Genomic DNA, 24,594 nt, shown 5'->3' on the forward strand with positions numbered 1-24,594 from the left:
CCATGGTGACCAGTAACCCGGGACTTCCACTTGACGGTGTAACGGTGATCTCGCTCGAACACGCAATCGCAGCGCCCCTGGCGACGCGCCATCTCGCCGATCTGGGTGCTCGCGTGATCAAGGTCGAACGCCCTGGCAGCGGCGACTTTGCTCGCGCCTATGACGCCCGCGTGGATGGCCTTGCCTCGCATTTCGTCTGGGTCAACCGCTCGAAAGAAAGCCTCGCTCTGGACCTGAAGCAACCCGAGGCTCAGGAGATTCTCATGAAGCTTCTGGGCGAGGCCGATGTGCTTGTACAGAACCTCGCGCCCGGCGCTGCTGCTCGTTTGGGACTGTCATTCGAGGCGCTCTCGGAGAAAAACCCGAAGCTGATCGTGTGCGATATCTCGGGGTACGGCGAGGGTGGCCCGTACACCGAGAAGAAAGCCTATGACTTGCTGATTCAGAGCGAGGCGGGCTTTCTGTCGATCACTGGCACGCCCGAGGAGCAGGTCAAGGCTGGCATCTCCATCGCCGACATTGCGGCGGGGATGTACGCCTACACCAATATCCTCGCCGCGCTGATCGAGCGTGGCAAAACCGGGCGTGGCCGCCGCATCGAGATTGCAATGATCGACGCGATGGTCGAGTGGATGGGCTTCCCCATGTACTACGCCTACGACGGTCAAGAGCCGCCGCGGCGTACTGGAGCATCCCACTCGACGATTTACCCCTATGGGCCGTTCCGCGCCGGCGACGGTCGCACTGTCATGCTCGGCCTGCAGAACGAGCGGGAGTGGGCCGTGTTTTGCGACAAGTTGTTGGGCGACGCCGCCCTCGCTACTGATGAAAGGTTCGCCAGCAACGCCCGGCGCACCGCCAACCGGGATGCCTTGAGCCAACTGATTGAGCAGAGCTTCGCCAATTTCACCGCCGAACAGATCATGACTCGCCTCGATGCCGCCGATATTGCCAACGCAAACGTCAGCACGATGAACGACATATGGAACCACCCGCAACTTGAGGCGCGCAAACGCTGGACCAGTGTGGACACGCCGACAGGCCCCGTGCCTGCACTGCAGCCGCCAGGCATGGGCGGTGACCGTCCCGCGCGTATGGGCCCGGTGCCGGCACTGGGCGAGCATACCGCTGCGATCCTTCGCGAACTCGGCTACACCGACCGCGCCGATGATCTGTGCGATAGGAAGGTGGTGTGATGGCGACCCGTCAATTGAATCTGGCTCGCGCGCGAACCTTTCTTTTCGTGCCCGCTAACCGACCGGAACGTATTGCCAAGGCGTTGTCCAGCGGCACTGACGTTGTGGTCGTCGATCTTGAGGACGCGGTGGCACCTGTCGACAAGCCGGCAGCGCGGATGGCGCTGACGACCTGGCTGGATGCCCACCCGGATGAGCGGGTCACCGTGCGCATCAATGCCGCAGATACGGCGTGGCATGAAGATGATCTGGCGGCCTGTCGCCATACCGGCATCGCCGCCGTGATGCTGCCTAAGGCGGACAGCGCTGCGCAGGTCGAGCACGCCCATGGCGCCAGTGGTAAACCGGTGTTGTGCATTGTCGAAACCGTGCAGGGCATCGACGCGTTAACGCATATCGCCGGTGCGCCGGGTTGCGCCCGCTTGATGTTTGGCAAGCTGGATCTGGCTGTCGAACTCGATCTGATACCCGACGAGTCAGACCCTGAGGAACTGGTGTTCCTGCCGTGGCGCGCAATGCTGGTGCTCGCCAGCAAGCGGGCAGGATTGCCGGCACCAGTCGACGGGGTATTCACCGCGATCGGCGACGAGGCGGGCCTAGCCCGTTACGCCGCCCGTGCGCGCCGGCACGGCTTCAGTGGGCAGTTGCTGATCCATCCCAGTCAGGTCAGCGAGGCGGCTGCGGCATTCACGCCCTCGGCACAGGACATCGAATGGGCGCAGGCCGTCTGCCGTCTGGCTGATAGTGCTGGCGGCGGTGTCGTTGTACTCGATGGCCGCATGATCGATGCGCCGGTGATGGCGCGGGCGAGGAACATTCTCGCGTTGGCGGCAGAGTATGGCCTCTGAGGTCGGCGGCTCTTTTCTATTTTGGAACAGCTCTTGGTCCAAATGACAAATTCTTAAAACCTGCCTCTCTCAATACTATCGAGGCGTGGAAACAGCAGCCGAATTTTACTGGCGGCGGTCATCCCGCCTCAGGCCAAACGTTACAAATGCAGGAGCAGTACCCATGGAAAATAACGCGAACAAAAAATCAACTGCCATGAGTGGAGCCCGGGTCGGCGTACGCAGCGGAGCTGACTACATCGACTCTCTCAAAGATGGTCGCTCCGTATGGATCGATGGCGAGCGCATTAAGGACGTGACAGAGGATCGCCGCTTCCGCGGCGCGGTCCAGTCCATCGCTGATCTATATGACATTCAGAGCGATCCGGCCTTGCAAGACAAGATGACCTTTGTCTCGCCGACTTCCGGTGCGCGCGTCGGGCGCTCGTTCATGCTGCCGCGCTCTGCCGACGACCTGCGCCTGCGCCGGGACATGATGAAGACCTGGATGGACGCCGTGGGCGGCATGATGGGACGCACCCCCGACTTCCTGAACGTCATGGTCAGCGCCCATGCCTCGGCCCATGAACTGTTTGCCGCCGGTGGCGCGCAGTTCGGCCAGAACATCCTGAAATACCATGAGTTCATTCGCGAAAATGACCTCGCACTGACTCACTCGCTGGTGTCGCCGGACATCGACAAGCGCCTGCAGATGTTCGAACAGCCAGGCGACATGGTGATGCGCGTCGTGCGCGAATCCGATGCCGGCATCTATGTTTCCGGCGCGCGTTCGGTGGCCACTCTCGGCCCCCTGGCCAATGAAGTACTGATCATGCCGGCGGCGGCGAAATTCCCTCTGGTGGCGGATGCTGAGGCCTACGCGGTCGGGTTTGCCTGCCCCATCGATACTCCCGGGATGAAGATGATCTGCCGTCCCTCGTTCCCCACCACGGGTCGCTTTGCTAATGACCCCCTCTCGGCGCGGATGGATGAGATGGATGCCGTGCTGTGGTTTGACGAAGCGTTCATTCCGTGGGAACGCGTGTTCATGTACCGCAGCATCAAAGCCGTGGAGTCGGCGATGAAGTCGCCTTCCGGCCCCCACGGCTCACACCAGTCGGCCACGCGCTCGCTGGCGAAAATGGAATTCCTGCTGGGCATTGCCTACAACCTGACGGAAGTGAACCACAGCCGCTTTCCTAACGTGATGGTTCAGCTGTCCGAGCTGGTGGCCTATGTCGAGACCCTGCGCGCCCTGATTCGCGTGGCCGAAATCGACTGCATTCCAGGCCCCGGCGGCACCGTTGTGCCCTATGAGCAGCCACTCAATGTGGTGCGCGCCCAGTACCCGGCGATGCACGCTCGGGCCCTGGAGATCCTGCAACTGCTCGGCGCCGGTAACGTGGTGGTGGCGCCAACGGTCGAGGATCTCTACAGCGAGAACGGTCCTGCTATCGAACGTTACTGCGCCGGCGCCGACATTCCGGCCGAACGCAAGATGCAGCTGTTGCGCCTGGCCTGGGATGCCTCCTGCTCGTCCTTTGCCGGTCGGCAGAATCTCTACGAGAAGTTCTTCTCCGGCGATCCATGGCGCAATGCGCAGATGCGCGGCGAGCGGTATCCGGGTGCCCGGGAGGCACAAGACCGGGTGTGGGCGTTCCTTGATCGCAATGGTGAGTGGGACCAGCGCATCAACGGCCAGTAATCCCAGGGTGCCGCAGTCGTGCTGCGGCAGCCGACATCCAACAATAATGTGCGGAGTTCCCTATGCCTCGTATTCACCTGCCAACCCCGGACGAAGAACCCGAAGCCTTTGCACTGCTTCGGGAAAAGCGCGGTCACGCACCCAACGCGCAGATCTTTCGGACCCTGGCCACATGCCCCGACATCCTAGAGGTGTTCATTCCCATGGCCGACGCCGTTCGCCAAGGCCAGGGCATCGACCCCAAGTTGCGCGAGATGGCCATTGTCATGGCATGCCAGACCATGGGCACCCACTACGAACACGATCCCCACTGGAATCGTGCGATCAAGGAGGGCGTCTCTAAGGAGCAAATGCTCGCGCTTTGGGATTTTGAAAAGAGCCCGCTGTTTTCAGAGCTCGAGAAGGCGGTTCTGCGTCTAGCTCGGGACGCTACCCGGGCGCCGGCGCAAGTCAGCACCGAAGTTTGGGAAGCCGTTTTCCACGGGTTGGGGCAAAAGCAGAGCGTCGCGCTGCTGTTCAATATTGGTTGGTACAACATGACCGGTCGGTTGACTGGCCCCCTCGAGTTGAGCAACGAGGCCGATTTCACTCGGCTCTGAATAGACACCAGGAGACTCACCATGCCACTGCCAAAACCGGTCTACTACCCACCGTTTAATATCACCCGCTCGAGCCACGCGGTCATCACCTCCCGCGACCTGGAAGCCAGTCGCGATTTCTACGAACAGGTCATTGGCCTGGTCCTGACCGAACGCGATGCCGACACCTTGTATTTCCGTGGTCTGGAGGAGGTGTGCCACCACAGTCTGGTGCTCAAGCGCCACAACGGCGAGCACCAGGCTGAGGCGATCGGGTTTCGGGTTTACACCGAAGAAGAACTGGACAAGGCGGAGCACTTTTACAGGTCCAAAGGCCTGCCTGCACGCTGGATCGAAGTGCCACACCAAGGGCGAACGCTGCTGGTCAACGACCCGGCCGGAACCCCCGTGCAACTCTGCGCCACCATGACCACCACGCCACGTGTGTACACGCAGTTCCAGGACTTCAAGGGCGGCGCGGCCATGCGCTTCGACCATTACCAGATCCAGGTTCCAAATGTGCAGGAGCAGACCGATTTCTATGCGGAAATGGGCTTCCGCATTTCCGAATACATGGCGCTGGACGAGAAGTTGATTGCGACGTTCATGTTCCGTAAACCCGGGACCCAGGACATCGTGTTCCTGGAAAATCCAGGCCCGCGCCTGCACCACTTTGCCTACACCGTGTCCGATTCCCACAGCATCCTGCGCGCCTGTGACATTGCCGGCAATCTGGGCATGGGCGATGTAGTGGAGCGGGGGCCTGGCCGGCATGGCCCGGCGGGGGTGTTGTTCGTTTATCTGCGCGATCCCGATGGCCATCGGGTGGAGTTGTTCTGCGATCACTACCTGCTGATCGATATCGAGGTCGAACCTGTCGCATGGGATGTGCGCAAGCCTGGCTTGTCGCTGCGCTGGGGCCTGCCTCCGCAGGAAGCCTGGTTCAACGAGACGACGGCGTTCAGCGGTATTGCGACCAAGGAGCTGGACCACGAGCGTGGTCCGTTGGTGACGCTTGAGACTTACCTGGCGGACAAGGCACGCGCCAGGGCCGCCAATAAGTAGCAGAGCAGGGGCCACTGCGGTGGCCCCTCGCGAAGGCGGTATCGATAACAAGAAGACTGGAGGTATTCGACATGACCACACAGACAGCAACCCAGACAGACCCTGCCAAAGCCAGCCCAGCCTTCGACGGCCGTGCCTTGCGTGACGCTTTCGGCTCGTTCGCCACCGGCGTGACCATTGTCACCACCGCCGGCCCAGGCGGCGTGGACATCGGTTTGACCGCCAACAGCTTTTCCTCGGTATCGCTGGATCCGCCGATGGTGCTCTGGAGCCTGGCGCGGACCTCCTTGAACATGGATGCTTTTCGCAACAGCGGGCATTTCGCCGTGCATATCCTCTCGGCCGATCAAGAGGCACTTTCGGGTCGCTTTGCGAGCAAAGGCATCGACCGTTTCGAGGGGCTGGCGCTTGATCGCGGACCGGACGGTATTCCAATGCTGAAGGAGTGCATGGCCCGCTTCGCCTGCAAGCTGGCGTATCAATACGAAGGTGGGGATCACGTCATCTTCGTCGGCGAGATTGTCGATTTCAGTCATTCCGCGCGTAAACCCCTGGTCTTCCACGGCGGGCGCTATGGCATGTTGTTACCTAAACAGCCTGTTACCTCGGCTGATGAGTTCAGCAACCTCACACCCGATGATTTGCTGTATCAGGTCTCCAACGCCTACTTCCAGACCCGGCAGACCGTGATTGAAAAACTTCAATCCCGGCAGTGGACTGCAGAAGAGTACGCCGTGCTCAGCATCATTGGCCGTGAGGACGGCTTGTGCGTGCCGGAGATCGTTGCACGCAGCGAAAAAGTCCGCGGCCAGGGGATTTCCGCGGCGATTGTGCAAAAGCTCATCGAGCGTGGGTTGCTGCATGAGGTCGACTCCAGCGATGGGCAAGTGGCAATCAGGTTGACCCCTGAGGGCCGTCTTGCGGTGCTGGAGCTGATCGCCATCCGCAAGTCGAGCGAGGCCGATGTCCAGGGCAACCTGGACCCGAGTGAAGTGCAACTGCTCAAGCACCTGCTGGCAAGGCTCGACGCATGAAAATTGCACGATACCAATCCGCCGCGGGGCCCGAGCGGCTCGGCATCGTCAGCTCAGTATCGGGCCGTGAGCTGCTCGTCGATGTGGCCAAGGCTGCCGCTGTTCGTGGCGTCCCAGGTACACCCGCGTCGGTAATGGCCCTGATCGAGGGCGGCGCACTGGCGATGGACGCCACGCGCGAGTTGCTCTCCTGGGCCGCGGAACGCCAGGACCCCATCTGGATGGAGGATCCGGCTTGCGTTGAGTGGCTGACGCCTGTGCCAGCGAAGTCGATGTTCTGTGCAGGCCGCAACTTTGGCCGGCACAAGCTGGAGTCGATGAAGGGCTATACCGCCAACGCCAGCAAGCTGCACAGTGACTTCCCGACCGGCTTCGTCAAGCTCGGGCGTACCCTGGTCCCGCACAAAAGCCAGGTGAAGCGGCCCGACGACGTGCAGGATTTCGACTACGAAGTCGAGATCGCCCTGGTGTTGGGCAAAACAATTGATGCCCACAGCGACATCGATCCCGCCAGCGCGATCTTCGGCTACACCATTTTCAACGACCTGTCGGCGCGGGAGTGGCAGCTTCGCGAAATGCAGAACGGCATGATCATGCTGGGGAAGAACTTCCCTGGCTTCGGCCCGATCGGCCCCTACATCCTCACCGCCGATGCCGTGCCCGACCCCACTGGCCTGGTGCTGTGGCTGAAGGTCAATGGCGAACTGCGCCAGCATTCCGACTGCCGGGACCTGATTTTTGGTTTTCCCGAGATGGTCGCGTTCTGGTCGCGGTTCGGCTTGGTCCCCGGTGACCTGATCAGCACCGGTACGCCTGAAGGTGTGGCCTTGCACCACAAGCCCGATCCACGCCAGTGGTATCTCAAGCCTGGCGACCGGGTGGAAGCGGGCGTGGACGGTATCGGTGTGCTGGAAACCTTCATCGCTTGAGCAACCCATTCCCCATCACTTCTGGAGTGTTTTATGAAATTGTATTTTTTGCCCGGTGCCTGCCAGATCGGTATCCACGCCTTGCTCGCTGAAATTGGCCGGCCGTTCGAGATCGAGAAGGCCGCCCGCCCGGGAACACCAGAGTTCGAGGCGTACACGCAGATCAATCCCAAGGGCAAAGTGCCGGCGCTGATTCGCGATGACGGATCGCTGCTCACCGAGTTCCCGGTGATCGCGCTCTATCTGGCGCGCACGAATCCCGAAAGAGAGCTGATCCCGACGGATATCGAAGGCGAGATTCGCGTGTTGGAAATGCTCGAATATTTGGTATCTACCGTGCACATGCAAGGCTACACTCGCGCTCGCCGGCCGGAGAAATTCACGCCGAGCGAATCAGACCACGTGGCTGTAAGGGCGCAGGGCCTGAAAACATTCCAGGCCGGTCTCGACCGCGCCGAACGACAGATCAACGGCAAAGACTGGTTATTCGAAAAAATGACCATCGCGGACTTCGCACTTTTCTATCTCGAGCACTGGTGTGTGCTCAATGGAATCGGCTCGCTGGGTCCAGGTTGCCAGGCACACCACGACCGCCTGTGGTCGAAGGTCGAAATCCGTCGCGCCGTCGAGTCTGAACTCATCACTTGATTCCGAGCGCTGCACCATGGACATGCTGTTGAAGCTGAAGGCTTTCGTCGTGACCGCCGACACCGGTAATTTTTCTGCCGCCGCGCGGACGTTGCATACTTCGCCCTCAGTCATCATGAAGCGGGTCGACGAACTCGAATGGGATTTCAAGACGACCTTCTTCGACCGCTCGACCCGCCGATTGACGCTGACCGACACGGGGCAGAGTTATCTTACCCACGCACGGCAACTGCTGCGGTCCTACAGCGACATGGTCAGCGGAGCAATCCTCAATCCCGGAAGCATCGAAGGCCCGATCAGGATCAAGGCCCCGGCCGTTCTTATCCGCCAGGGCCTAGGTGATCTGTTCATCCGTTACCGCGCCGAGCATCCGCTGGTCCAGCTCGAGATCATCGCGTCTGATCGGGGCGGCAATCCAGCGGAGGAGGGTTTTGATATCTCCGTCGGGATGGATCAGATGGCTTATTCAGAAGTTGTCGAGCAGGTCATCCGGCCCTTTCCGCGATTGCTATGCGCAGCACCTGCCTATCTTTCCCGCAGTGAAGCCTTGTTGCATCCGCGCGATCTGATCCATCACCCGTGCCTGACGTTTTCCCTGGCCGGCTCCATCTGGGGGTTCAATTCACCAGAGGGGCGCATAGAGGTGGACGTGCGCCCGGTCCTCATCACCAACGACGAGGGCTATCTGTGCGCCGCCGCCCGGGATGGCCACGGGATTGTCCAACTGGCGCTGCCGATTGTTGCCGACGCCCTGCAGACGGGGCAACTGGTGCCTGTGTTGGCGGAATTCTCCCTGGTGGAACGCTGGGTGAAAATCATGGTGCCGACTGCCCGACTGGAACTGACGCGGGTAAAGCTGTTGTTCGACAAAATGGCGATGCACCTGACTTCTGGTCGTGACGAAGGGTTAGTCCCGGAAGATCGTTGATGTTTGTCGCGTGCGTCGTACCTATCCGTTCATTCAACGCCTTCGGTGTTGACTCCTGCACCTGCGAATTGCACCCGGTCTGGTGACGCTGCAATGGCGCACTGGACTCACGCGCACGCCCATATTTCCCACCGCAATCCTTCCCATTAATACGCCAATCAGGCGGGCTCAGACGTGGATTTTTACTTCTCCCCCTGCCGAACACGCGGCCTGACTTGACCATCAGTTTTCTGGCTGCGGTGTAGCGGCTTTTATCATTGTTCAGGCCGAAAAGGGGCTGCATATACTCGGGCCAACACAGAAACACAGTCAGGGCTGAGGATAAGAAATCAATCTCAAACCGCGACTCTGTGTTGCCTGCACAACGATCCGCTCGTGCATGAATCAATCCGGTGCCACACATCATGGGAGGTATTTCTTGTGGGTCGCTGTGACTGGCCGATTCATGCAACCGGGCAGATCAGCAACCGGAGTTCATGCGTCACACAATCTCTCTAGGTAGCAATAATGCAAATAATAAAAATAAGATTTGCAGTACCGCACGACGTCTCTTACCACCAAAGCCTTCGGTCCATGGTGGTTGCGACCAGCCTGCTGGCTGCTGGCTCTTCACTGGCGGCGCCTATTGATCTCGGTAATCCCGATTTCAAACTGCGCTGGGACAACACGGTCAAGTACTCCGCCGGTATGCGTGTCGAGGGCCAGTCTGACAGGCTCACTCAGTTCGCGCCCCCACCTCCAGGTGGCGCAGGTGGTCCCGCGGCGTTGAACGGCGATGACGGCGACCGTAACTTCAAGAGTGGCCGGCTGATCTCCAACCGACTTGATTTACTGTCGGAAATGGACTTGGTTTTTCGCGACGATTACGGCATGCGGATCAGTGGTGCGGCCTGGTATGACGACGTCTACAACCACGATAATCAAAACAATTCCCCGGCGACCAACAACTCGCTGTCGGTGCCCTACAACGAATTCACCGATGACACCCGCGACCTGCACGGCCGCAAGGCCGAGATTCTGGATGCGTTCGTCTTTGGCGGCACGGACGTTGGCACAGCCCGCGTAAGCGGTCGCCTGGGTCAGCACACCGTGCTCTGGGGCGAGAGTCTGTTCTTCGGCTCCAACGCCATTGCCGGCACCCAGTCGCCGGTGGATGCGGTCAAGGCGTCTTCGGTACCAGGATCGACCACCAAGGAAATCATCCGCCCGGTGGGCCAGTTCTCCGGCCAGATCCAGTTTTCCCCGGCACTGACTGTCATGGGTTACTACCAGTACGATTGGGAGGCTACTCGCCTGCCTGCGGCCGGCAGTTACTTCTCGGTGAACGACTTCATCGGTGACGGTGGTGAGCGCATCCGCTTCGCACCTGGTGTGCCAGGCATTGGTCTGTCCCGTGGCGCAGACATCAAGGCCAGCGATCAAGGCCAGTATGGTCTTGGCTTGCGCTCGCAGTTGGGCGACTGGGAATTTGGTGTCTATGCAATCCGTTTCCATGCCAAGACGCCTGTGCTGTATTCCCATGCAGGTCGGACCCAGGTCACAGGTGCAGGCTTCGGTACTTACCAGTGGGTCTATCCGGAGGACATCAAGTCGTTCGGTGTCAGTGCCACCACGACCGTGGACACGGTCAACTTCGCCGGCGAGCTTTCGGTGCGTCGCGACACGCCGCTGACGAGCCTGCCGCAGGAGGTTGGAACCAAAGAGGCAGACAACAACAACCACGCGTTCTATGCCATCGGCAATACAGCGCATGCCAACGTGTCGATGATCTGGACGATGCCACGCAACTTCCTGTCCGACGAACCTTCTTTCAGCATGGAAGTGGCCTACAACCAGCTGACCAGTTGCACCAGCAACTGCAATGCCATGGACCCGGGGCTGGATCGACGCGCAGCAGCGGTACGCGGGCTGTTCGCGATTCCTCAGCGCAACGTGCTGGACGGCCTGGACCTGACGCCTTCCTTCACGATGGGCTACAACCATGGCAAGTCACCTGTGACGATCATGGGGCCCAACGATGGCGGCGACATGACCTTCACCCTGGCAGGTAACTACCTGACCGTCTGGGACTTCTCGATGGCGTATACCCACTACTACGGCGCTGAAAACACCGCCGTGTATTCGTCCACCGATCCCACCGTCAACGGCACGTTCACCTTCCAGCAAAGCTTGAAAGATCGTGATTTCGTCTCAGCGTCGCTGCGTCGCACCTTTTAAGGGAAAACAACATGACCATTTTCACTCGCATGACTTTGCTTGCCTTGGCATGCGCCGCTTTGGTGGCGCCGAATGTCCAGGCCGCTGTTTCTGCTGACGAAGCGGCCAAACTCAAGACCACTCTGACGCCGCTGGGCGCCGAGCGTGCCGGCAACAAGGATGGCAGCATTCCGGCGTGGGACGGCGGTTATCCGGTCGATGCGTCGTATACCTCGGCGGCGATTCCAGACCTGTTTGCCAAGGACAAGCCGCTGCTGACCATCACCGGGCAGAACGCCGCGCAGTATGCGGACAAGCTGACCGAAGGCACGATGGGCCTGTTGAAAAAATACCCTAACTTCAAGGTTGAGGTATTCCCGACCCGGCGCACGGCAGGGGCTCCCCAGTGGGTGTATGACAACACCTTCGCCAACGCTACCCGGGCGACCATGGACCCCACTGGCGAACTCGGTCCTTTCCCCAAGGGCGCCTACGGCGGCATCCCGTTCCCGATCCCGAAGAACGGCGAAGAGGCGATTTGGAACCACCTGCTGCGATGGACCAGCCCCGGCTACCAGACGGCGCCAAGCCTGGCGCGCGTGACGCCTGAAGGCAAGGTCATCCCGGTTTCGCAGAACGTGGCCAAGAGCTCGTTCCCGTACTACGACCCGAACAGCAATCTGGACAAGTGGCAGGCTGCCGGTTCCAACATGGTGGTGCGTCGTGTCGACACGTCCGGTCCGCCCATCCGCGCCGGCGAGATCCTTTTGCAGCGCGTCAACATCAATGACATCGAGTCCAAGACCTGGGTGTACCTGACCGGCCAGCGCCGTGTGCGCCGTCTGCCGCTGACTTGCTGCGACGTGCCTAGCCCGGTGGCGGGCGGCATCCTCAATTTCGACGAAGTCGAGGTGTTCTCTTCGTCCATCGGCCGTTACGACTGGAAGCTGGTGGGCAAGAAAGAGATGTACGTGCCGTACAACACCAACAGCTACCACCAGGCGACGTCGCTGGACCAGTTGATGAACGCGCAGACCGTGAATCCTGATTTGGTGCGCTTCGAGCAGCATCGAGTGTGGGTGGTGGAAGGCACGCTCAAGCAAGGCCAGCGTCACGTGATTCCACGCCTGCGTGTGTACCTTGACGAAGACACCTGGATTGCTGTCGCAGGCGAGCGTTGGGACGCCCAGGGGCAACTGTGGAAGGTGACCTATAACTTGGCAACCGTGTTCCCGGGGGCGCCAGGCACCATCGTCGCGGGCTACATGTCCTACGACCTGATCGGCGGTGGCTACTTCGCATCTGCCTATTTCCCCCGTGAACAACAAGTCAATCTCAAGGCCTCGTTGCCGGACCGGATCTTCACGCCCGAATCCCTTGCTGGAGAAGGTGTGCGCTAAAGACTGTATCTCGCTTGAACAATGAATCTGATGAGATAACCGGTATGAATAACAATAACAACAATGAAGGCGTCGACGGGGCGCGTCGGGGGCTGCTACTGCTGGGCATGGGCCTGGGTCTGCAAGTGCTGCTGGCCCCGATCATGGCTTCCACCACAGTGGCGTTTGCCTCGGCGGCCCTGAGCGGGCCGCTGCGCGAACCCGCCACCATGACCCCCCGGGCAGCGCGCGCTGTGCTGACCCGGGTGGTCCTGGCCGGTGACCGGCTGGTGGCGATTGGCGAGCGCGGTATGGTCGTACTGTCTGACGACGGTGGGCGCCAGTGGCGCCAGGCCCGGGTGCCGGTCAGCGTGACCCTGACTTCGGCGAGCTTCGCCGATGCTCGTCAGGGTTGGATCGCTGGCCACAGTGGTGTTGTGTTGCATACCTCCGACGGAGGCGAAAACTGGTCGCTGCAGACCGATGGGGTGGCGCTGGCCAAGGCTGCCCTGGAACAGGCCCAAGGCTTGCCTGCGACCAATGCCGACCGCGATCGCCGTATCCAGGACGCCCAGCGTCTGGTGGATGACGGCGCGGACAAACCCTTGCTGTCGATCTGCTTTGCCAACGCGCTGCACGGGATGGTGGTGGGCGCGTTCGGTCTGGCGGCCACCACTGACGACGGCGGCAAGACCTGGACGCCTTGCCGGGATCGCCTGCCCAATCCAATGAGCCTGCATTTGTACGCGGTTACCCGGCATGACAGGACCTGGGTGGTGGCCGGCGAGCAGGGCCTGCTGATGCATAGCGACGACGATGGCGCCAGCTTCCAGTCACTGGTTTCGCCTTCCGGGCGCACCTTGTTCACCGCGACGGCCACGCAAGAGGGCGGTTTTGTCTTCGCCGGCCTGTTGGGCGCGGCTTGCCGCATCGCGCCAGGCAGTACGGCCGTCAGCCCGATCGAGCTGTCGGCACCCCTGACGATCCTGTCCAGTGTGCAGCTGCGCGATGGTCGCGTGATGCTGCTGGCGCAGGGCGGACGAGTCCTGGCCAGTCGCGACGGGGGGGCGCATTTCGCCGAGCAACCGCTCGCGCGACGCGATCCCCTGACTTCACTGGTCGAAGCGTCAGACGGTGGTCTCGTTGCCACCAGCCTGGGCGGTGTCGCCCGGCTTGGCTGACGACATGCAATTTTTTGATTCCGCGACGCGCCACAACAAGAGTCCAACGACATGACCACTGTGACTACCACCGAGACCGCGGCTTGCCGGCTCGAAGACTTTGACCCGCGCTCCGGCTCCCGGCTGGAACGCGCCGTATTCAACCACCGCGTCCTGGTGCTGTTGCTGTGCGTGCTGGTCACAATCATGCTCGGCTTCAGCGCGTTGAGCCTGAAGCTCAATGCCAGCTTCGAAAAGACCATTCCAACCGGTCACCCGTACATCACCCATTACCTGGAGCACAAGAAAGAGCTCACCGGCCTGGGTAACTCGGTGAAGATCGCGGTGGAGGCCCGCAAGGGCGACATCTACAACGCGCGCTACCTGGAAACGCTGCGCCAGATCAACGACGCCGTGTTCATGTTGCCGGGCGTGGACCGCGCCTTCATGAAATCGCTGTGGACGCCCAACGTGCGCTGGACCGCCGTGACCGAGGATGGCCTGGACGGTGGCCAGGTAATCCCGGCGCACTATGACGGCTCGCCGGCCAAACTCGAAGAGTTGCGCATGAACGTGCAGCGCTCGGGTGAGATCGGCCAACTGGTTGCGGCCAACGGCGGATCCACCATCATCCAGGTGCCGCTGCTGGAACACGATGCATCCGGCACGCCGCTGGACTACGCGGCCCTGTCCGAGCAGCTGGAACAATTGCGCGCCAAGTACAGCAGCGACGAGGTGGCGATTCACATCACCGGTTTTGCCAAGTTGTCCGGCGACCTCATGGACGGCATGCAGGAGGTGATCGGGTTCTTCTTCGTCGCCCTGGTCATCTGTGCCGCCATGGTGTTCCTGTACAACCGTGACGTGATCAGCACCGCGCTGGTGGTGCTGACCTCGGTGACCGGCGTGCTGTGGCAACTGGGCCTGTTGCCACTGCTGGGGTATTCGTTGAACCCGTATTCCATGCTGGTACCTTTTCTGATCTTCGCCATCGGTATCAGCCACGGCGCGCAGAAAATGAACGGCATCCTTCAGGACATCGGCCGTGGCACGCATCGCTATGTGGCGGCCCGCTATACCTTCAGGCGTCTGTTCCTCGCCGGCCTGACAGCGCTGCTCGCTGACGCCGTAGGGTTCGCAGTGCTGCTGATGGTCGACATCCCGGTTATCCGCGAGCTCGCCATCGCCGCCAGCCTGGGTGTGCTGGTGCTGGTGATTTCCAACCTGATCCTGCTGCCTGTGCTCCTGAGCTACGTGGGTGTCAGCCGTAAAGCCGCCGAGCGCGCGGTGCGCCGGGAATCGGCCAACGCGGCAGGGGAGAGCAGTGCCTTCTTTATCTGGCTGGTCAGCTTCACCGAGGGCCGACGCGCCACGCTGGCGATCGTCACGGCGGCGGTTCTGGCGGTGGTCGGCGTTGCGGTCGGCACCCAGCTGAAAGTCGGCGATCTCGATCCCGGTGCTCCGGAACTGCAAGCCGATTCGCGCTACAACCGCGACGTGAACTATATGACGAAAAACTACGGTGCCAGCAACGACCTCTTTGCCATCATGGTCAAGACGCCTGAAGGCAACTGCAGCCAGTACAACGTGCTGCGTCGGGTCGATCAGCTCGAATGGGAACTGATGGACTTGCCCGGTGTTGAGTCGACCCAGTCGATTGCGCGGCTGCAACGTCGACTGATGGTCGGCATGAACGAGGGCAGTCCGCTTTGGTACGACTTGTCGGGCAACCAGAACATGCTCAACACCATCACAGCCCGGGCACCGCGCGAGCTGTACAACGAAGAATGTAATCTGCTGACGGTGTTCGCCTACCTGCGTGACCACCGCGCCGAGACGCTGCAGCAGGTGGTCGATCTGGTTGAACGCTTCGCCGCGAAAAACAACGACAAGGACGCAACGTTCCTGCTCGCGGCCGGCTCGGCAGGGATCGACGCCACCACCAACATCGTCGTGCACAAAGCCTGGTACCAGATGCTGTTCATGGTCTACGGGGCTGTGGCTTTGCTGTGCTTCATCACCTTCCGCTCGTGGCGGGCAGTGCTGGTGGCCATGTTGCCGCTGATGCTGACGTCCATCCTGGCCGAAGCGCTGATGGTGGCCCTGGGCATGGGCGTGAAGGTTGCCACGCTGCCGGTGATTGCCCTGGGCGTGGGCATAGGCGTTGATTACGCGCTGTACGTGCTCAGCGTAACTCTGGCCCGCATGCGTGCCGGCGCCACATTGAAACAGGCTTACGCCACCGCTTTGCAGTTCACTGGCCGGGTGGTGCTGCTGACCGGTGTGACCCTGGCGGCAGCGGTCGCGACCTGGCATTTCTCCAGCATCAAGTTCCAGGCCGACATGGGGCTGCTGCTGGCGTTCATGTTCCTGTGGAACATGCTCGGTGCCTTGGTACTGATACCTGCCTTGGCGCGCTTTCTGCTGCCAGGCGCCCGGGAAGGTTCGATCGTCGAGACAAGCCTTGCCGCGCCCCAGCCTGCAGCTTCAACGCCTGTCCCCGCAGGTCAGACTGAAAAACTGATGTACGAGAGATGCCTGCCATGACTCATTTGATGAATGCTCAACTAACAGGCCGCGCCCAGGTCAACGTCACCCAGGTCATTGAAGGCGGCCGATTCAACTCATTCAGCCTGCGAGTGGCGGTGATCTGTTTTCTGGCGATCGTGTTCGACGGGATCGACAGCGCGCTCTTCGGTACGCTGCTTCCAGCCATCATGGCCGACATGAAAATGGGTCCGGCCGAGGCGGGGATCCTGGCGAGCATTGGACACATCGGCGCCGTTGGCGGCGCCATTATCTTCGGCATTGCGGCGGATGCCATGGGCCGCAAGCGAATGATGCTGATTGGCATGACCGTATTCATCACCTTCACGGCAGCCTGCGGCCTGGCCCAGGGAACCGTTGATTTCGCCCTCTACCGCTTTATAGCCGGTTTCGGCCTGGCCGGGATCGTGCCGATTGCCGTGGCGCTGGTCTTCGAATACACGCCGGGCAAGTGGAAAGCGATGGTGTCCAGCGTGTCCTATACGGGCATCTCGGTGGGCGTGCTGCTGTCTGCGTTGCTGTCGATGGCGTTTCTGACCACGGTGGGATGGCGGGCGATATTGCTCGTTACCTTCGTCTGTATCGTTCTGGTGCCCGTCGCGCTGGTATGGCTGCCTGAATCAATGTCGATCCTGGTGAAAAAGGGTAAAAGCGCAGGCATCCGCAAGATACTGGTAAAGGCAGATCCGCAGTTTGTGGGCGCCGACAATGATGAGTACGTACTCAAAGAGCCACTGGCCGCCAAAGTGCCGCTCAAAAGCCTGTTTCAAGGCGGCTACGGGCGCAACACGGTGTTTCTGGGCATTGGCATGCTCTGCATCATGATGATTGCGGTCACCCTGACTACCTGGATTGCGCAACTGATGGTGCAACGCGGGTACTCGCTGACTACCGGTGTGTCGTTCATCCTCGTATTCACCTGCAGCAACTTCATATCCACACCGTTGGCCGGATGGATGGCAGGCCGAATGGGATACAGGAAAGTGTTCGCCATTTACATGCCTGTTCTGTTCGTCTCGATTGCCCTGATTGGCGTGATCCAGGACCCGGTTGGCGCGCTGATCTGCATGTTTTTTGCCGGGTTCGCGGCAATGGGCGCTACGTGCATTTTATTGCCCTATGTCGGGTCGTTGTATCCCCTGAGCTTTCGTTCTTCGGCCATGGGTGTGATTTACGCCATTGGACGGGTAGGGCCGATCATTGGCCCTGCAATTGCCGGTTTCATGTTGGCTGCAGGCATCAGTGTGCCGGTGATCCTGGTTTACATGGCTGCACCCAGCCTGGTGGCACTTTTCGCTTTTCTGCTGGTGAAAGAGGCTCCAATACTGACTGTTCAGCAGTAACAACGTTGAAGTTTTGAGGCGGGTTGTTTTTTGTGGCTTGCATAACGCAGCGTCGAGCACGGCTGTTTCGAATTAGATGTATCAAGTTTTAAAGTTTCATCTAGGTGTTTAACTAACTTGCAGTACTAACTGAAAACAGAGGAAATAATATGGATCGCTACATCAACCGCTTGTTCCACGTCTGCATCACCGTTGCCGATATCGAAGCGGCACTTGAGTTTTATTGCAATGTGCTCGGCCTTGAGTCCATCGGCAAACTGCGTGGCGAAAGGGCGCCCGGCGAAATCCTCGGCTTCCCGGGTCAAATCATCGAAATCCATGCTGACCACCTCGTCGGCAAGGAAAAGGAAAACGCCACCGTTATCGATCTGATCGAGTTCGTTGAGCCAAAGACCGTCGTCAGCTCTACCGCTTCTGCACCGCTGAACCACGCCGGCATCAACCGCATGGCGTTTGGTGTGGACAACACCGATGCCATCTATGAGAAGCTGAAAGCGCGTGGCGACATCGTTTTCCTTTGCGAGCCACAAACGGTGATTGCTCCAACCGGCGGCAAATTCAAAATCCTGACCTTCAAAGACCCCTTCGACAACGTCCTGGAAGTCATTGAATACTGCAAGTAATAGGTCGTTTGTTTCGAAGTGCCAGTTGGCTGCGACTTTACTTACCCTGGCAAAACGGAGAGTTTTAAATGAGTGTTACACAAGATAAATCCGAAATTATTGACGTCATCAACCTCTATGGAGTCGCGCTTGACGCTCACGCCTGGGACTTGCTGGACGAGGTGTTTACCGAAGACGCCCATGCAGATTTCGGTCCGGCCGGCGCTGTATGGAAGTCGGTGGGTGCGCTGAAGTTCGCCTTCAAGGACTTCCACGAAACCCTGACCAACCACATGCACACGATGACCGGTTCCTGCGTTCACGTGGATGGCGACACCGCCTATGCACTGACTTATGGCGACTGGCTGCTTTCCCGCGATTCAGCTGTGGGCGGTCCTGACTGGGTTGGCCGTGGCTGGTACGACGATGTACTGGTCCGCACCGACAAGGGCTGGCGCATCAGCAATCGTGTCTGCCGATTGATTTCCTGGACGGGCAATCCGAATGTGCCTGAGCCGGCTTATGAACAGCACCCGGTAATGACGACCCACACGCTGCGCAGTCATCGTGAAGAAGGCAAAGTCCGATTCTTCGAAGCCATCGCCAAAAAGTAATAACTGATTAGCAACTACGGATCCACTTCCGATTTTCGGACGGGAGTGGTCTGGGGTTTCTTTTGTCCGAATTCCCATTGTGTTGTTCTTGATTAGAGCAACTTTTACATCGGAAGCTGAAAAATGAATGACCAGACGGTTATCTGGACAGTGGGTATCAATTGCCCGGCGGAAGACGAAGACAAGTTCAATACCTGGTATGACGAAGTTCATGTGCCCATGTTGTTGCAGGGCGACTGTGTCAGGAAAGTCACCCGCTTCAAGCTGGCCGAAGAAACCTATCACGTCGGCACCACCACTCAGCCTTGCCCAACTTACCTGACGATCTATGAGTTCGATAATCAGGCCAGGTTTGAAGCCTGGATGAGCAGCCCGGCGCGCACGGAAGCCGGGGAAGATAAAACGAAGACCTGGGGCGAGAAAGTCTATGACGTCCAATGGGCCACACGCTACAACCTCACCAATGCCTGGAATGGTTAATTAACGGATGGTAAACAGTTATGAACGCATTAGTAAAAAAAATTCTTCATGTTTGCATCACCGTTCCAGACGTCGATCAGGCGCTGAAGTTTTACCGTGATGTGCTGGGCTTCGTTTCCACCTTCGAAACAAGGACCGACGAAGCGGACGGGCCACTGCTGGGTTTTGCAGAAGATGAAATCAGTATCTATGCGCACCACATCCTGACGGCAGGCGCAGATGCAAAACACGCCACTGAAATCAACCTGATCGAATACACCAAACCCGCCACCATCCTCGGTGATGGTCCTTACGAACTGATGAATCAGGTGGGCATCACCCGTCTGGCACTGCTTGTGGAAAGTACCCGCGAGGCCTTCGACAAGATCAGTGCGTATGAAGGCGTTGAAGTCGTTTGTGAGCCCAAAGACATCATTATCCGCAAGCCTGGCGGCAATCTGACGATGACCTGGTTCAGCTTCAAGGACCCCTACGGAGTGTTCATCACCATTGCCGAACCGCCAAAGGCCTGAGCAAGATTTCGTTCAACGTTGTGGTTCAGCGTCGGATCGCCCAATTGCAGTTCAATAGAGTCCGGGAGATAACATGCAGATCGATGTGCTGGTCGATGTAAAAACGACCATCGGCGAAGGTCCTCTATGGGACGTGCAAGAGCAACGCTTGTACTGGATCGACGTCGTTGGCTGTCGCGTGTTTCGCTGCACCGCTGATGGACGCGAAGTTCGCTCATGGGACATGCCGGACACGATCGGCTCCATGGCGCTGCGTCGCGATGGCGGTGCAATCGTGTCACTTGGCTCGGGGTTTCACTTCCTCGACTTCAACACGGGCGACACGCAGCTGATCGTTAACCCTGAGGCAGATAAACCTCACAACCGGTTGAACGATGGCAAGGTGGATGCGCGTGGGCGCTTCATCGTTGGTAGTATGGACACCCGAGAGGGCTTTGCGGACGGCAATCTGTTTCGCGTCGACCCCGACTTGTCGGTGCACAAACTCGACGAGGGGTTCGCGATCTCCAACGGACCGTGCTGGAGCCCGGACGGGTCGACGTTCTATTTCTCGGACACCTTCTCCGGTGAAATCTGGGCGTATGACTACGACCTGGAAACCGGCGCTATCGCCAACCGTCGCACCTTTACCAAGGCAGGTTTCACCCCGACAACAGCGACTGATGGCTCGACGGTCGACGCCGAAGGGTACCTCTGGAACGCCCAGGTCTACGCGGGCAAATTGTGCCGCTTCGCGCCTGACGGCAGCCTGGATCGGGTCATTGAAATGCCGGTGAAGAAGGTCACCAGTGTCAACTTTGGCGGGCCAGACCTGGACACGCTGTTTGTCACCTCCATGGCCAAGCCGCCGTTGCCGCGCTATCCCGGTGACAATCAGATGCGCGGCAGTCTGTTCGCCATCCATGGCCTGGGGGTGAAAGGGCTACCGGAACCGCGCTTCGGTGGCTGATCGAGTTAGCGCCGAATGAGATTCGGCGCGCCTTTTAAGTGAAACTTCAAAAGTTACAGGATCGCTGCGATGGCCGAGTTCAAAGACAAGGTAGTGCTGATTTCAGGAATCGGTGGGCGCATGGGGCGAATTGCTGCCCAGATGTTTGCCAGGGAAGGCGCGAAGGTGCTCGGATGCGATATCGCAATCCAGCGATCTGAAGAGACCTGCAGGCTGGTGAGGGCGGAGGGTGGCGAGATTTTTTCGCTGGAGCCTCTCGATCTGGCCAATCCCCTGGATGCGCAGCAATGGGCCGATGAAGCCGTATCGCGCTGGGGCCGAATCGACGTCCTGTATAACAACGCTGCGGGCGTCAGCATTGCACCTTTCGAAAACGCCTCGATTGAGCATTGGAATTACACGATTCGCAATGAGCTGACGATCGCCTATGTGGCCGCTCGCGCGGTCTGGCCGCAAATGCTGGCCCAGAAAAAAGGCGTGATAGTGAACGTGGCATCGATTGCCGGCCACCTTGAGCTTTCCGGCTTTCCTGCCGTTGCGCATGGTGTGGCTAATGCAGGCGTCCTTGCGCTTACCCGTATGCTCGCCGCCGAAGGCGCACCACACGGCATTCGCTCGGTGAGCATCAGTCCAGGGCTGGTTTCGAATCCAGACGCACCTCCCTCTCCACTACTGGATGAGTACGGTTTACCGACAGCGCGGCCACTGTGGCGGCATGCGGCACTGGGCCGGCCGGCCCGAGCGGAAGAGATTGTCGAAACCGCGCTCTTTCTTGCGTCCGACCGAGCGTCCTACATCACCGGCACTGACGTTGCGGTAGACGGTGGAATGTCCAGCATCATCTGGAGATCAGAGGCATGAGCAGTCACACGCACGACTTTTCACACAAATCTGCAGACGCTAGAGGTGAAGAAACAATGCAAACCCATAAAAATCGCGTCGCCGTAGTTTCGGGGGCCGCAAAAGGCATTGGCCAGGAACTGGCGGTTCAACTCGCGCAGCGCGGTGCCGTGTTGGCGCTGCTGGATATCGCCGATCTTTCGCAGACTTGCGATCTGATCGAGAAGGCCGGCGGCAAGGCCATCGCCATTCATTGTGATGTCAGTAAAGAACAAGACTGGAACGCTGCTGGCGAGGTCGTGAAGCAGGAATATGGTCGCTGTGACATCCTAGTTAACAATGCCGGGATCTACCCCAATGTGCATTTCGATGACCTGGATTTCAAAACCTGGCGACGGACGTTTGAAATCAATCTGGATAGCATGTTTTTAAGCGCGAAAGTCTTCGTACCGATGATGCGAGAGAATCATTGGGGGCGCATCGTCAACGTCTCTTCGACATCGATCGTCACCAACGCCGTAGGTGTCAGTCATTACATGGCAAGCAAGATGGGCATCATTGGATTTACCCGCGGGCTTGCCAACGACTTGGGTAAAGACTTCATTACCGTCAATGCCCTCGCGCCAGCACTGACCGCGACACCGGGCACCAGCCATTTACCCGATGTGGTACGCGATAACGTTGTCAATCAACAAGCTTTTAAAAGAATGGCAGTACCGCACGATATCGTCGGGCCGATCCTGTTTCTGACCAGTGAGGACGCGCAATTCATGACCGGTCAGTTGCTCGCCGTCGATGGCGGCATGATGAAAACCAGTTAAGCGAAAAGCAGCCTGCCGCTACATTTGCCGGTCCTCGGAGGCGCAAGGGGCAGCACAGGATTGGCAAGTGTGCGCAGTCTTGCCGTCGCTCCGAGAAGCGCTCCAGACATTCCGTCTCCACTCCAAGGCCTGGACCGTCTAACTCTTCCCGCTCAATGTACTTGCGTCTATTCATCTACGCACTGAGTAGAGCTGGCAAGCCATTCCCGATATGGATAGAGTACGAGCCTTCTATAAATTGCTGATTCCGCTCAGTAAGAAATAATAAGAGACGATCCAGCGCATGATGCTCCCGAAGTTGATGCACATTCGCATGTTTGTTGCCGTGTACGAGGAAGGCTCATTCACCGTAGCCGCCAGCCGAGAAGGGTTGGGACAGTCCGGCGTGTCTGCGCACGTTCGGCAGCTGGAAACTCAATTGGGTGTGCGGCTTTTTGCCCGGGACCGCGCGATTATTCCCACGCCAGCCGGCCATGCTTATTACCGGCAATGTGTGCAGTTGCTTCGCCTGCATGAAAGCGCATGCAACGCGGTCGGTCATCGCGCAGAGCCCTCAGGCGGCTCGCTTCGCATCGGCATGATTCCAACCATGAGCCGCTCGGTGTTCAGCCGGGCACTCCAGGCTTTCGAAGCGGCATATCCCAACGTTTCCGTGCATCTTACCGAAGGTGCCGGCAGCGTGATTGCGACCGCGGTACGCCGCGGAATGCTGGATTTCGCCATCACCCAGCGTATGTCATACGAGGCTGGGGCCGCCGGGCTGGTCACATCGTTGTTCACCAGGACACCGGCGTTCCTGGTGTCCTCGCCGGATTCAGGTTTGCCCCATTGCGAGCCGGTACGCTTGAGCGACATCAAGGACTTGCACCTAGTTCTGCCCATCGGGAGACGACCGTTGCTGGAACAGTACCTGATCGACCATAAGGTCGAGGTCGTACAGCGGCTCAACTGGTTCGAGTCCATGCTCGGGGCCATGGATCTGGTGCGTTCCAGCCACTGGACAGCCATTATTTCCGGCCTGTTCATCGCCGATGATTTGCGCCGCCGACGCTTCACGCTCAATCCGCTGGCCGATCCCATCCTTTGGGACGATCTGCTGCTGGTGGAACCGGCGCGAAAGCCCTTGTCCATGGTTGCCCAACTCTTCATCGAGTTTTTGCGAAAGGCCACCGAGGATATCAACGCAATCCCGATTCGTATCGCCCATGGCGAGCAGTTGCCAAACGTCGACCTCTCGTCTGCCCTTAATGAGATAACGCGCCATGAATGACTCGCTACCCGGCCTGCGGGAGATGCAAATGTTCGTGGCGGTGTACGAGACACGATCGTTCACCGCGGCCGCGGCGCGTGAGTTCGCTACTCAGTCGGGCATCTCCCAGCACGTAAAGCAGATCGAAGAGATGCTCGGTGTGCAGCTGTTCGACCGGCAGAAAGGCGTTGAGCCCACCGCGGCGGGCACCTCCTTTTACCAGCATTGCCTAGAGGTGCTAGCGGCCAATTCCAGGTCCTTGTTGGCCATAGATAGCTTTGAGCAGGGATTGTCCGGCGAAGTCCGGCTCGGGGTAACTCCGACACTGGCGACCTATCAGCTCGCACCGGCCTATCTGCGCCTGATGTCGCAAAACCCCAACGCCTCTATCGCTGTGATCGACGCACCCAGCAACATGCTGATCGACATGGTCCGGGCTGGCGAACTCGACTTTGCAATCATTCCGTCGATTTCGCAGCCACCGGCGGATCTGGCGACGACCGTGTTTGCCGCTACACCTGCATTTCTAGTCTCGTCAATTACCCATGACAGTGGCTTCGAGCATGGTGAGCTTATTGAACTCGACGAGCTGACGGGCTTAAAGCTGCTGGCGCCTGACAGTCGCGAGTATGCGCAGTGGATCGGTTCGCAGCTGGAAGCGCTTTCGGGGCCTGGCCCTTGTTATCAGCTCGACGCTGTGCTGGCCACGCTCGACCTGATCAGGCAGAGCGAGTGGATGGCGATTCTTCCCGGCCTGCTGTTCGTTCACGACTTCAGTGCAGACCCATCGGAGCGGGACTTCAGACTCAACCCTTTTTCCGGTACGGGCCTGACGCTGGAGCTGCTGCTGGTGCAGCCGGCGCGGGTAACACCTTCAGAATTGATGTTGGCAGCGATCAATGCAATCCAACAGGTCACCCATGAGCACATCAAGCTGCTGGGCAGTTTTCAGTCAGGCAACCGGCAGGCCGTTCGCAGGCTGCAATGAAAAA

The 24,594-nt window shown here is 59.3% G+C and carries 23 protein-coding genes; all 23 read left to right on the forward strand.

Translation table 11 applies throughout. The annotated features are described in order from the left end of the window. Nucleotides 1-2 precede the first annotated feature (2 nt). The gene (locus MO767_RS18365) at nt 3-1,196 is read left to right on the forward strand and encodes a CaiB/BaiF CoA-transferase family protein (protein ID WP_282481658.1); all 1,194 of its coding nucleotides are present in this window, start codon (nt 3-5) and stop codon (nt 1,194-1,196) included. Beyond that, nucleotides 1,196-2,044, forward strand: a complete 849-nt coding sequence (locus tag MO767_RS18370; protein WP_282481659.1) for a CoA ester lyase — start codon at nt 1,196-1,198, stop codon at nt 2,042-2,044. The genes MO767_RS18365 and MO767_RS18370 overlap by 1 nt, the downstream gene beginning before the upstream one ends. A 163-nt stretch (nt 2,045-2,207) precedes the next feature. Further along, nucleotides 2,208-3,728: a 4-hydroxyphenylacetate 3-hydroxylase N-terminal domain-containing protein gene (locus MO767_RS18375; protein WP_282481660.1), complete on the forward strand. Its 1,521-nt coding sequence runs from the start codon at nt 2,208-2,210 to the stop codon at nt 3,726-3,728. A gap of 62 nt (nt 3,729-3,790) precedes the next feature. Then, nucleotides 3,791-4,327: a carboxymuconolactone decarboxylase family protein gene (locus tag MO767_RS18380; protein ID WP_282481661.1), complete on the forward strand. Its 537-nt coding sequence runs from the start codon at nt 3,791-3,793 to the stop codon at nt 4,325-4,327. A 21-nt stretch (nt 4,328-4,348) separates the two neighbouring features. Next, nucleotides 4,349-5,371, forward strand: a complete 1,023-nt coding sequence (locus MO767_RS18385; protein WP_282481662.1) for a VOC family protein — start codon at nt 4,349-4,351, stop codon at nt 5,369-5,371. Between the two features lie 71 nt (nt 5,372-5,442). Beyond that, nucleotides 5,443-6,405: a flavin reductase gene (locus tag MO767_RS18390; protein WP_282481663.1), complete on the forward strand. Its 963-nt coding sequence runs from the start codon at nt 5,443-5,445 to the stop codon at nt 6,403-6,405. Further along, entirely contained in the window at nt 6,402-7,334 is a 933-nt protein-coding gene (locus tag MO767_RS18395; protein WP_282481664.1) for a fumarylacetoacetate hydrolase family protein, read from the forward strand. The genes MO767_RS18390 and MO767_RS18395 overlap by 4 nt, the downstream gene beginning before the upstream one ends. A 33-nt stretch (nt 7,335-7,367) precedes the next feature. Beyond that, nucleotides 7,368-7,982 (forward strand): glutathione S-transferase N-terminal domain-containing protein, encoded by a 615-nt coding sequence (locus MO767_RS18400; RefSeq protein ID WP_282481665.1) that lies wholly within the window; start codon nt 7,368-7,370, stop codon nt 7,980-7,982. A gap of 16 nt (nt 7,983-7,998) precedes the next feature. Further along, the gene (locus MO767_RS18405; RefSeq protein WP_282481666.1) at nt 7,999-8,910 is read left to right on the forward strand and encodes a LysR family transcriptional regulator; all 912 of its coding nucleotides are present in this window, start codon (nt 7,999-8,001) and stop codon (nt 8,908-8,910) included. A gap of 573 nt (nt 8,911-9,483) precedes the next feature. Then, a complete protein-coding gene (locus MO767_RS18410) occupies nt 9,484-11,127 on the forward strand; it encodes a DUF1302 family protein (protein WP_282481667.1) in 1,644 nt (547 codons plus the stop codon). 11 nt (nt 11,128-11,138) lie between these two features. Continuing rightward, on the forward strand, nt 11,139-12,506 hold the full coding sequence (locus MO767_RS18415) for a DUF1329 domain-containing protein (protein ID WP_282481668.1): 1,368 nt from the start codon (nt 11,139-11,141) through the stop codon (nt 12,504-12,506). Nucleotides 12,507-12,550: 44 nt separating this feature from the next. Next, a complete protein-coding gene (locus tag MO767_RS18420) occupies nt 12,551-13,666 on the forward strand; it encodes a YCF48-related protein (protein WP_282481669.1) in 1,116 nt (371 codons plus the stop codon). 51 nt (nt 13,667-13,717) lie between these two features. Further along, nucleotides 13,718-16,192 carry an MMPL family transporter gene (locus MO767_RS18425; RefSeq protein WP_282481670.1) on the forward strand — a complete coding sequence of 825 codons (2,475 nt, stop codon included), beginning with the start codon at nt 13,718-13,720 and terminating at the stop codon, nt 16,190-16,192. An 8-nt stretch (nt 16,193-16,200) separates the two neighbouring features. Further along, entirely contained in the window at nt 16,201-17,535 is a 1,335-nt protein-coding gene (locus MO767_RS18430; protein WP_282481671.1) for an MFS transporter, read from the forward strand. 149 nt (nt 17,536-17,684) lie between these two features. Continuing rightward, complete coding sequence (locus MO767_RS18435; protein ID WP_282481672.1) at nt 17,685-18,158, forward strand: VOC family protein; 474 nt, start codon at nt 17,685-17,687, stop codon at nt 18,156-18,158. 68 nt (nt 18,159-18,226) lie between these two features. Continuing rightward, nucleotides 18,227-18,751, forward strand: coding sequence for a nuclear transport factor 2 family protein (locus MO767_RS18440; protein WP_282481673.1), 525 nt, complete (start codon nt 18,227-18,229; stop codon nt 18,749-18,751). 123 nt (nt 18,752-18,874) lie between these two features. Then, nucleotides 18,875-19,231, forward strand: coding sequence for a DUF4286 family protein (locus MO767_RS18445; RefSeq protein WP_282481674.1), 357 nt, complete (start codon nt 18,875-18,877; stop codon nt 19,229-19,231). Nucleotides 19,232-19,251: 20 nt separating this feature from the next. After that, complete coding sequence (locus MO767_RS18450) at nt 19,252-19,743, forward strand: VOC family protein (RefSeq protein ID WP_282481675.1); 492 nt, start codon at nt 19,252-19,254, stop codon at nt 19,741-19,743. A 73-nt stretch (nt 19,744-19,816) separates the two neighbouring features. Continuing rightward, entirely contained in the window at nt 19,817-20,692 is an 876-nt protein-coding gene (locus tag MO767_RS18455; RefSeq protein WP_282481676.1) for an SMP-30/gluconolactonase/LRE family protein, read from the forward strand. Between the two features lie 69 nt (nt 20,693-20,761). Further along, complete coding sequence (locus MO767_RS18460; protein WP_282481677.1) at nt 20,762-21,553, forward strand: SDR family oxidoreductase; 792 nt, start codon at nt 20,762-20,764, stop codon at nt 21,551-21,553. Between the two features lie 56 nt (nt 21,554-21,609). Next, on the forward strand, nt 21,610-22,353 hold the full coding sequence (locus tag MO767_RS18465; RefSeq protein ID WP_282481678.1) for an SDR family NAD(P)-dependent oxidoreductase: 744 nt from the start codon (nt 21,610-21,612) through the stop codon (nt 22,351-22,353). Between the two features lie 283 nt (nt 22,354-22,636). After that, complete coding sequence (locus tag MO767_RS18470) at nt 22,637-23,623, forward strand: LysR family transcriptional regulator (RefSeq protein WP_282481679.1); 987 nt, start codon at nt 22,637-22,639, stop codon at nt 23,621-23,623. Then, on the forward strand, nt 23,616-24,590 hold the full coding sequence (locus tag MO767_RS18475) for a LysR family transcriptional regulator (protein ID WP_282481680.1): 975 nt from the start codon (nt 23,616-23,618) through the stop codon (nt 24,588-24,590). Before MO767_RS18470 ends, MO767_RS18475 begins: the two co-directional genes overlap by 8 nt. The last annotated feature ends 4 nt before the right edge of the window (nt 24,591-24,594 follow it).

Origin of the sequence: Pseudomonas sp. UYIF39, assembly GCF_029963765.1 — a bacterium.
Classification (GTDB): Bacteria; Pseudomonadota; Gammaproteobacteria; order Pseudomonadales; family Pseudomonadaceae; genus Aquipseudomonas.

What these genes read in the sequence shown, in the direction of transcription:
- MO767_RS18395 (WP_282481664.1), top strand. Translation starts at nt 6,402, where the DNA reads ATGAAAATTGCACGATACCAATCCGCCGCGGGGCCCGAGCGGCTCGGC.
- MO767_RS18400 (WP_282481665.1), top strand. Translation starts at nt 7,368, where the DNA reads ATGAAATTGTATTTTTTGCCCGGTGCCTGCCAGATCGGTATCCACGCC.
- MO767_RS18415 (WP_282481668.1), top strand. Translation starts at nt 11,139, where the DNA reads ATGACCATTTTCACTCGCATGACTTTGCTTGCCTTGGCATGCGCCGCT.
- MO767_RS18435 (WP_282481672.1), top strand. Translation starts at nt 17,685, where the DNA reads ATGGATCGCTACATCAACCGCTTGTTCCACGTCTGCATCACCGTTGCC.
- MO767_RS18380 (WP_282481661.1), top strand. Translation starts at nt 3,791, where the DNA reads ATGCCTCGTATTCACCTGCCAACCCCGGACGAAGAACCCGAAGCCTTT.
- MO767_RS18365 (WP_282481658.1), top strand. Translation starts at nt 3, where the DNA reads ATGGTGACCAGTAACCCGGGACTTCCACTTGACGGTGTAACGGTGATC.
- MO767_RS18425 (WP_282481670.1), top strand. Translation starts at nt 13,718, where the DNA reads ATGACCACTGTGACTACCACCGAGACCGCGGCTTGCCGGCTCGAAGAC.
- MO767_RS18465 (WP_282481678.1), top strand. Translation starts at nt 21,610, where the DNA reads ATGCAAACCCATAAAAATCGCGTCGCCGTAGTTTCGGGGGCCGCAAAA.
- MO767_RS18475 (WP_282481680.1), top strand. Translation starts at nt 23,616, where the DNA reads ATGAATGACTCGCTACCCGGCCTGCGGGAGATGCAAATGTTCGTGGCG.
- MO767_RS18370 (WP_282481659.1), top strand. Translation starts at nt 1,196, where the DNA reads ATGGCGACCCGTCAATTGAATCTGGCTCGCGCGCGAACCTTTCTTTTC.
- MO767_RS18460 (WP_282481677.1), top strand. Translation starts at nt 20,762, where the DNA reads ATGGCCGAGTTCAAAGACAAGGTAGTGCTGATTTCAGGAATCGGTGGG.
- MO767_RS18375 (WP_282481660.1), top strand. Translation starts at nt 2,208, where the DNA reads ATGGAAAATAACGCGAACAAAAAATCAACTGCCATGAGTGGAGCCCGG.
- MO767_RS18420 (WP_282481669.1), top strand. Translation starts at nt 12,551, where the DNA reads ATGAATAACAATAACAACAATGAAGGCGTCGACGGGGCGCGTCGGGGG.
- MO767_RS18455 (WP_282481676.1), top strand. Translation starts at nt 19,817, where the DNA reads ATGCAGATCGATGTGCTGGTCGATGTAAAAACGACCATCGGCGAAGGT.
- MO767_RS18445 (WP_282481674.1), top strand. Translation starts at nt 18,875, where the DNA reads ATGAATGACCAGACGGTTATCTGGACAGTGGGTATCAATTGCCCGGCG.
- MO767_RS18470 (WP_282481679.1), top strand. Translation starts at nt 22,637, where the DNA reads ATGATGCTCCCGAAGTTGATGCACATTCGCATGTTTGTTGCCGTGTAC.
- MO767_RS18385 (WP_282481662.1), top strand. Translation starts at nt 4,349, where the DNA reads ATGCCACTGCCAAAACCGGTCTACTACCCACCGTTTAATATCACCCGC.
- MO767_RS18440 (WP_282481673.1), top strand. Translation starts at nt 18,227, where the DNA reads ATGAGTGTTACACAAGATAAATCCGAAATTATTGACGTCATCAACCTC.
- MO767_RS18450 (WP_282481675.1), top strand. Translation starts at nt 19,252, where the DNA reads ATGAACGCATTAGTAAAAAAAATTCTTCATGTTTGCATCACCGTTCCA.
- MO767_RS18410 (WP_282481667.1), top strand. Translation starts at nt 9,484, where the DNA reads ATGGTGGTTGCGACCAGCCTGCTGGCTGCTGGCTCTTCACTGGCGGCG.
- MO767_RS18430 (WP_282481671.1), top strand. Translation starts at nt 16,201, where the DNA reads ATGAATGCTCAACTAACAGGCCGCGCCCAGGTCAACGTCACCCAGGTC.
- MO767_RS18390 (WP_282481663.1), top strand. Translation starts at nt 5,443, where the DNA reads ATGACCACACAGACAGCAACCCAGACAGACCCTGCCAAAGCCAGCCCA.
- MO767_RS18405 (WP_282481666.1), top strand. Translation starts at nt 7,999, where the DNA reads ATGGACATGCTGTTGAAGCTGAAGGCTTTCGTCGTGACCGCCGACACC.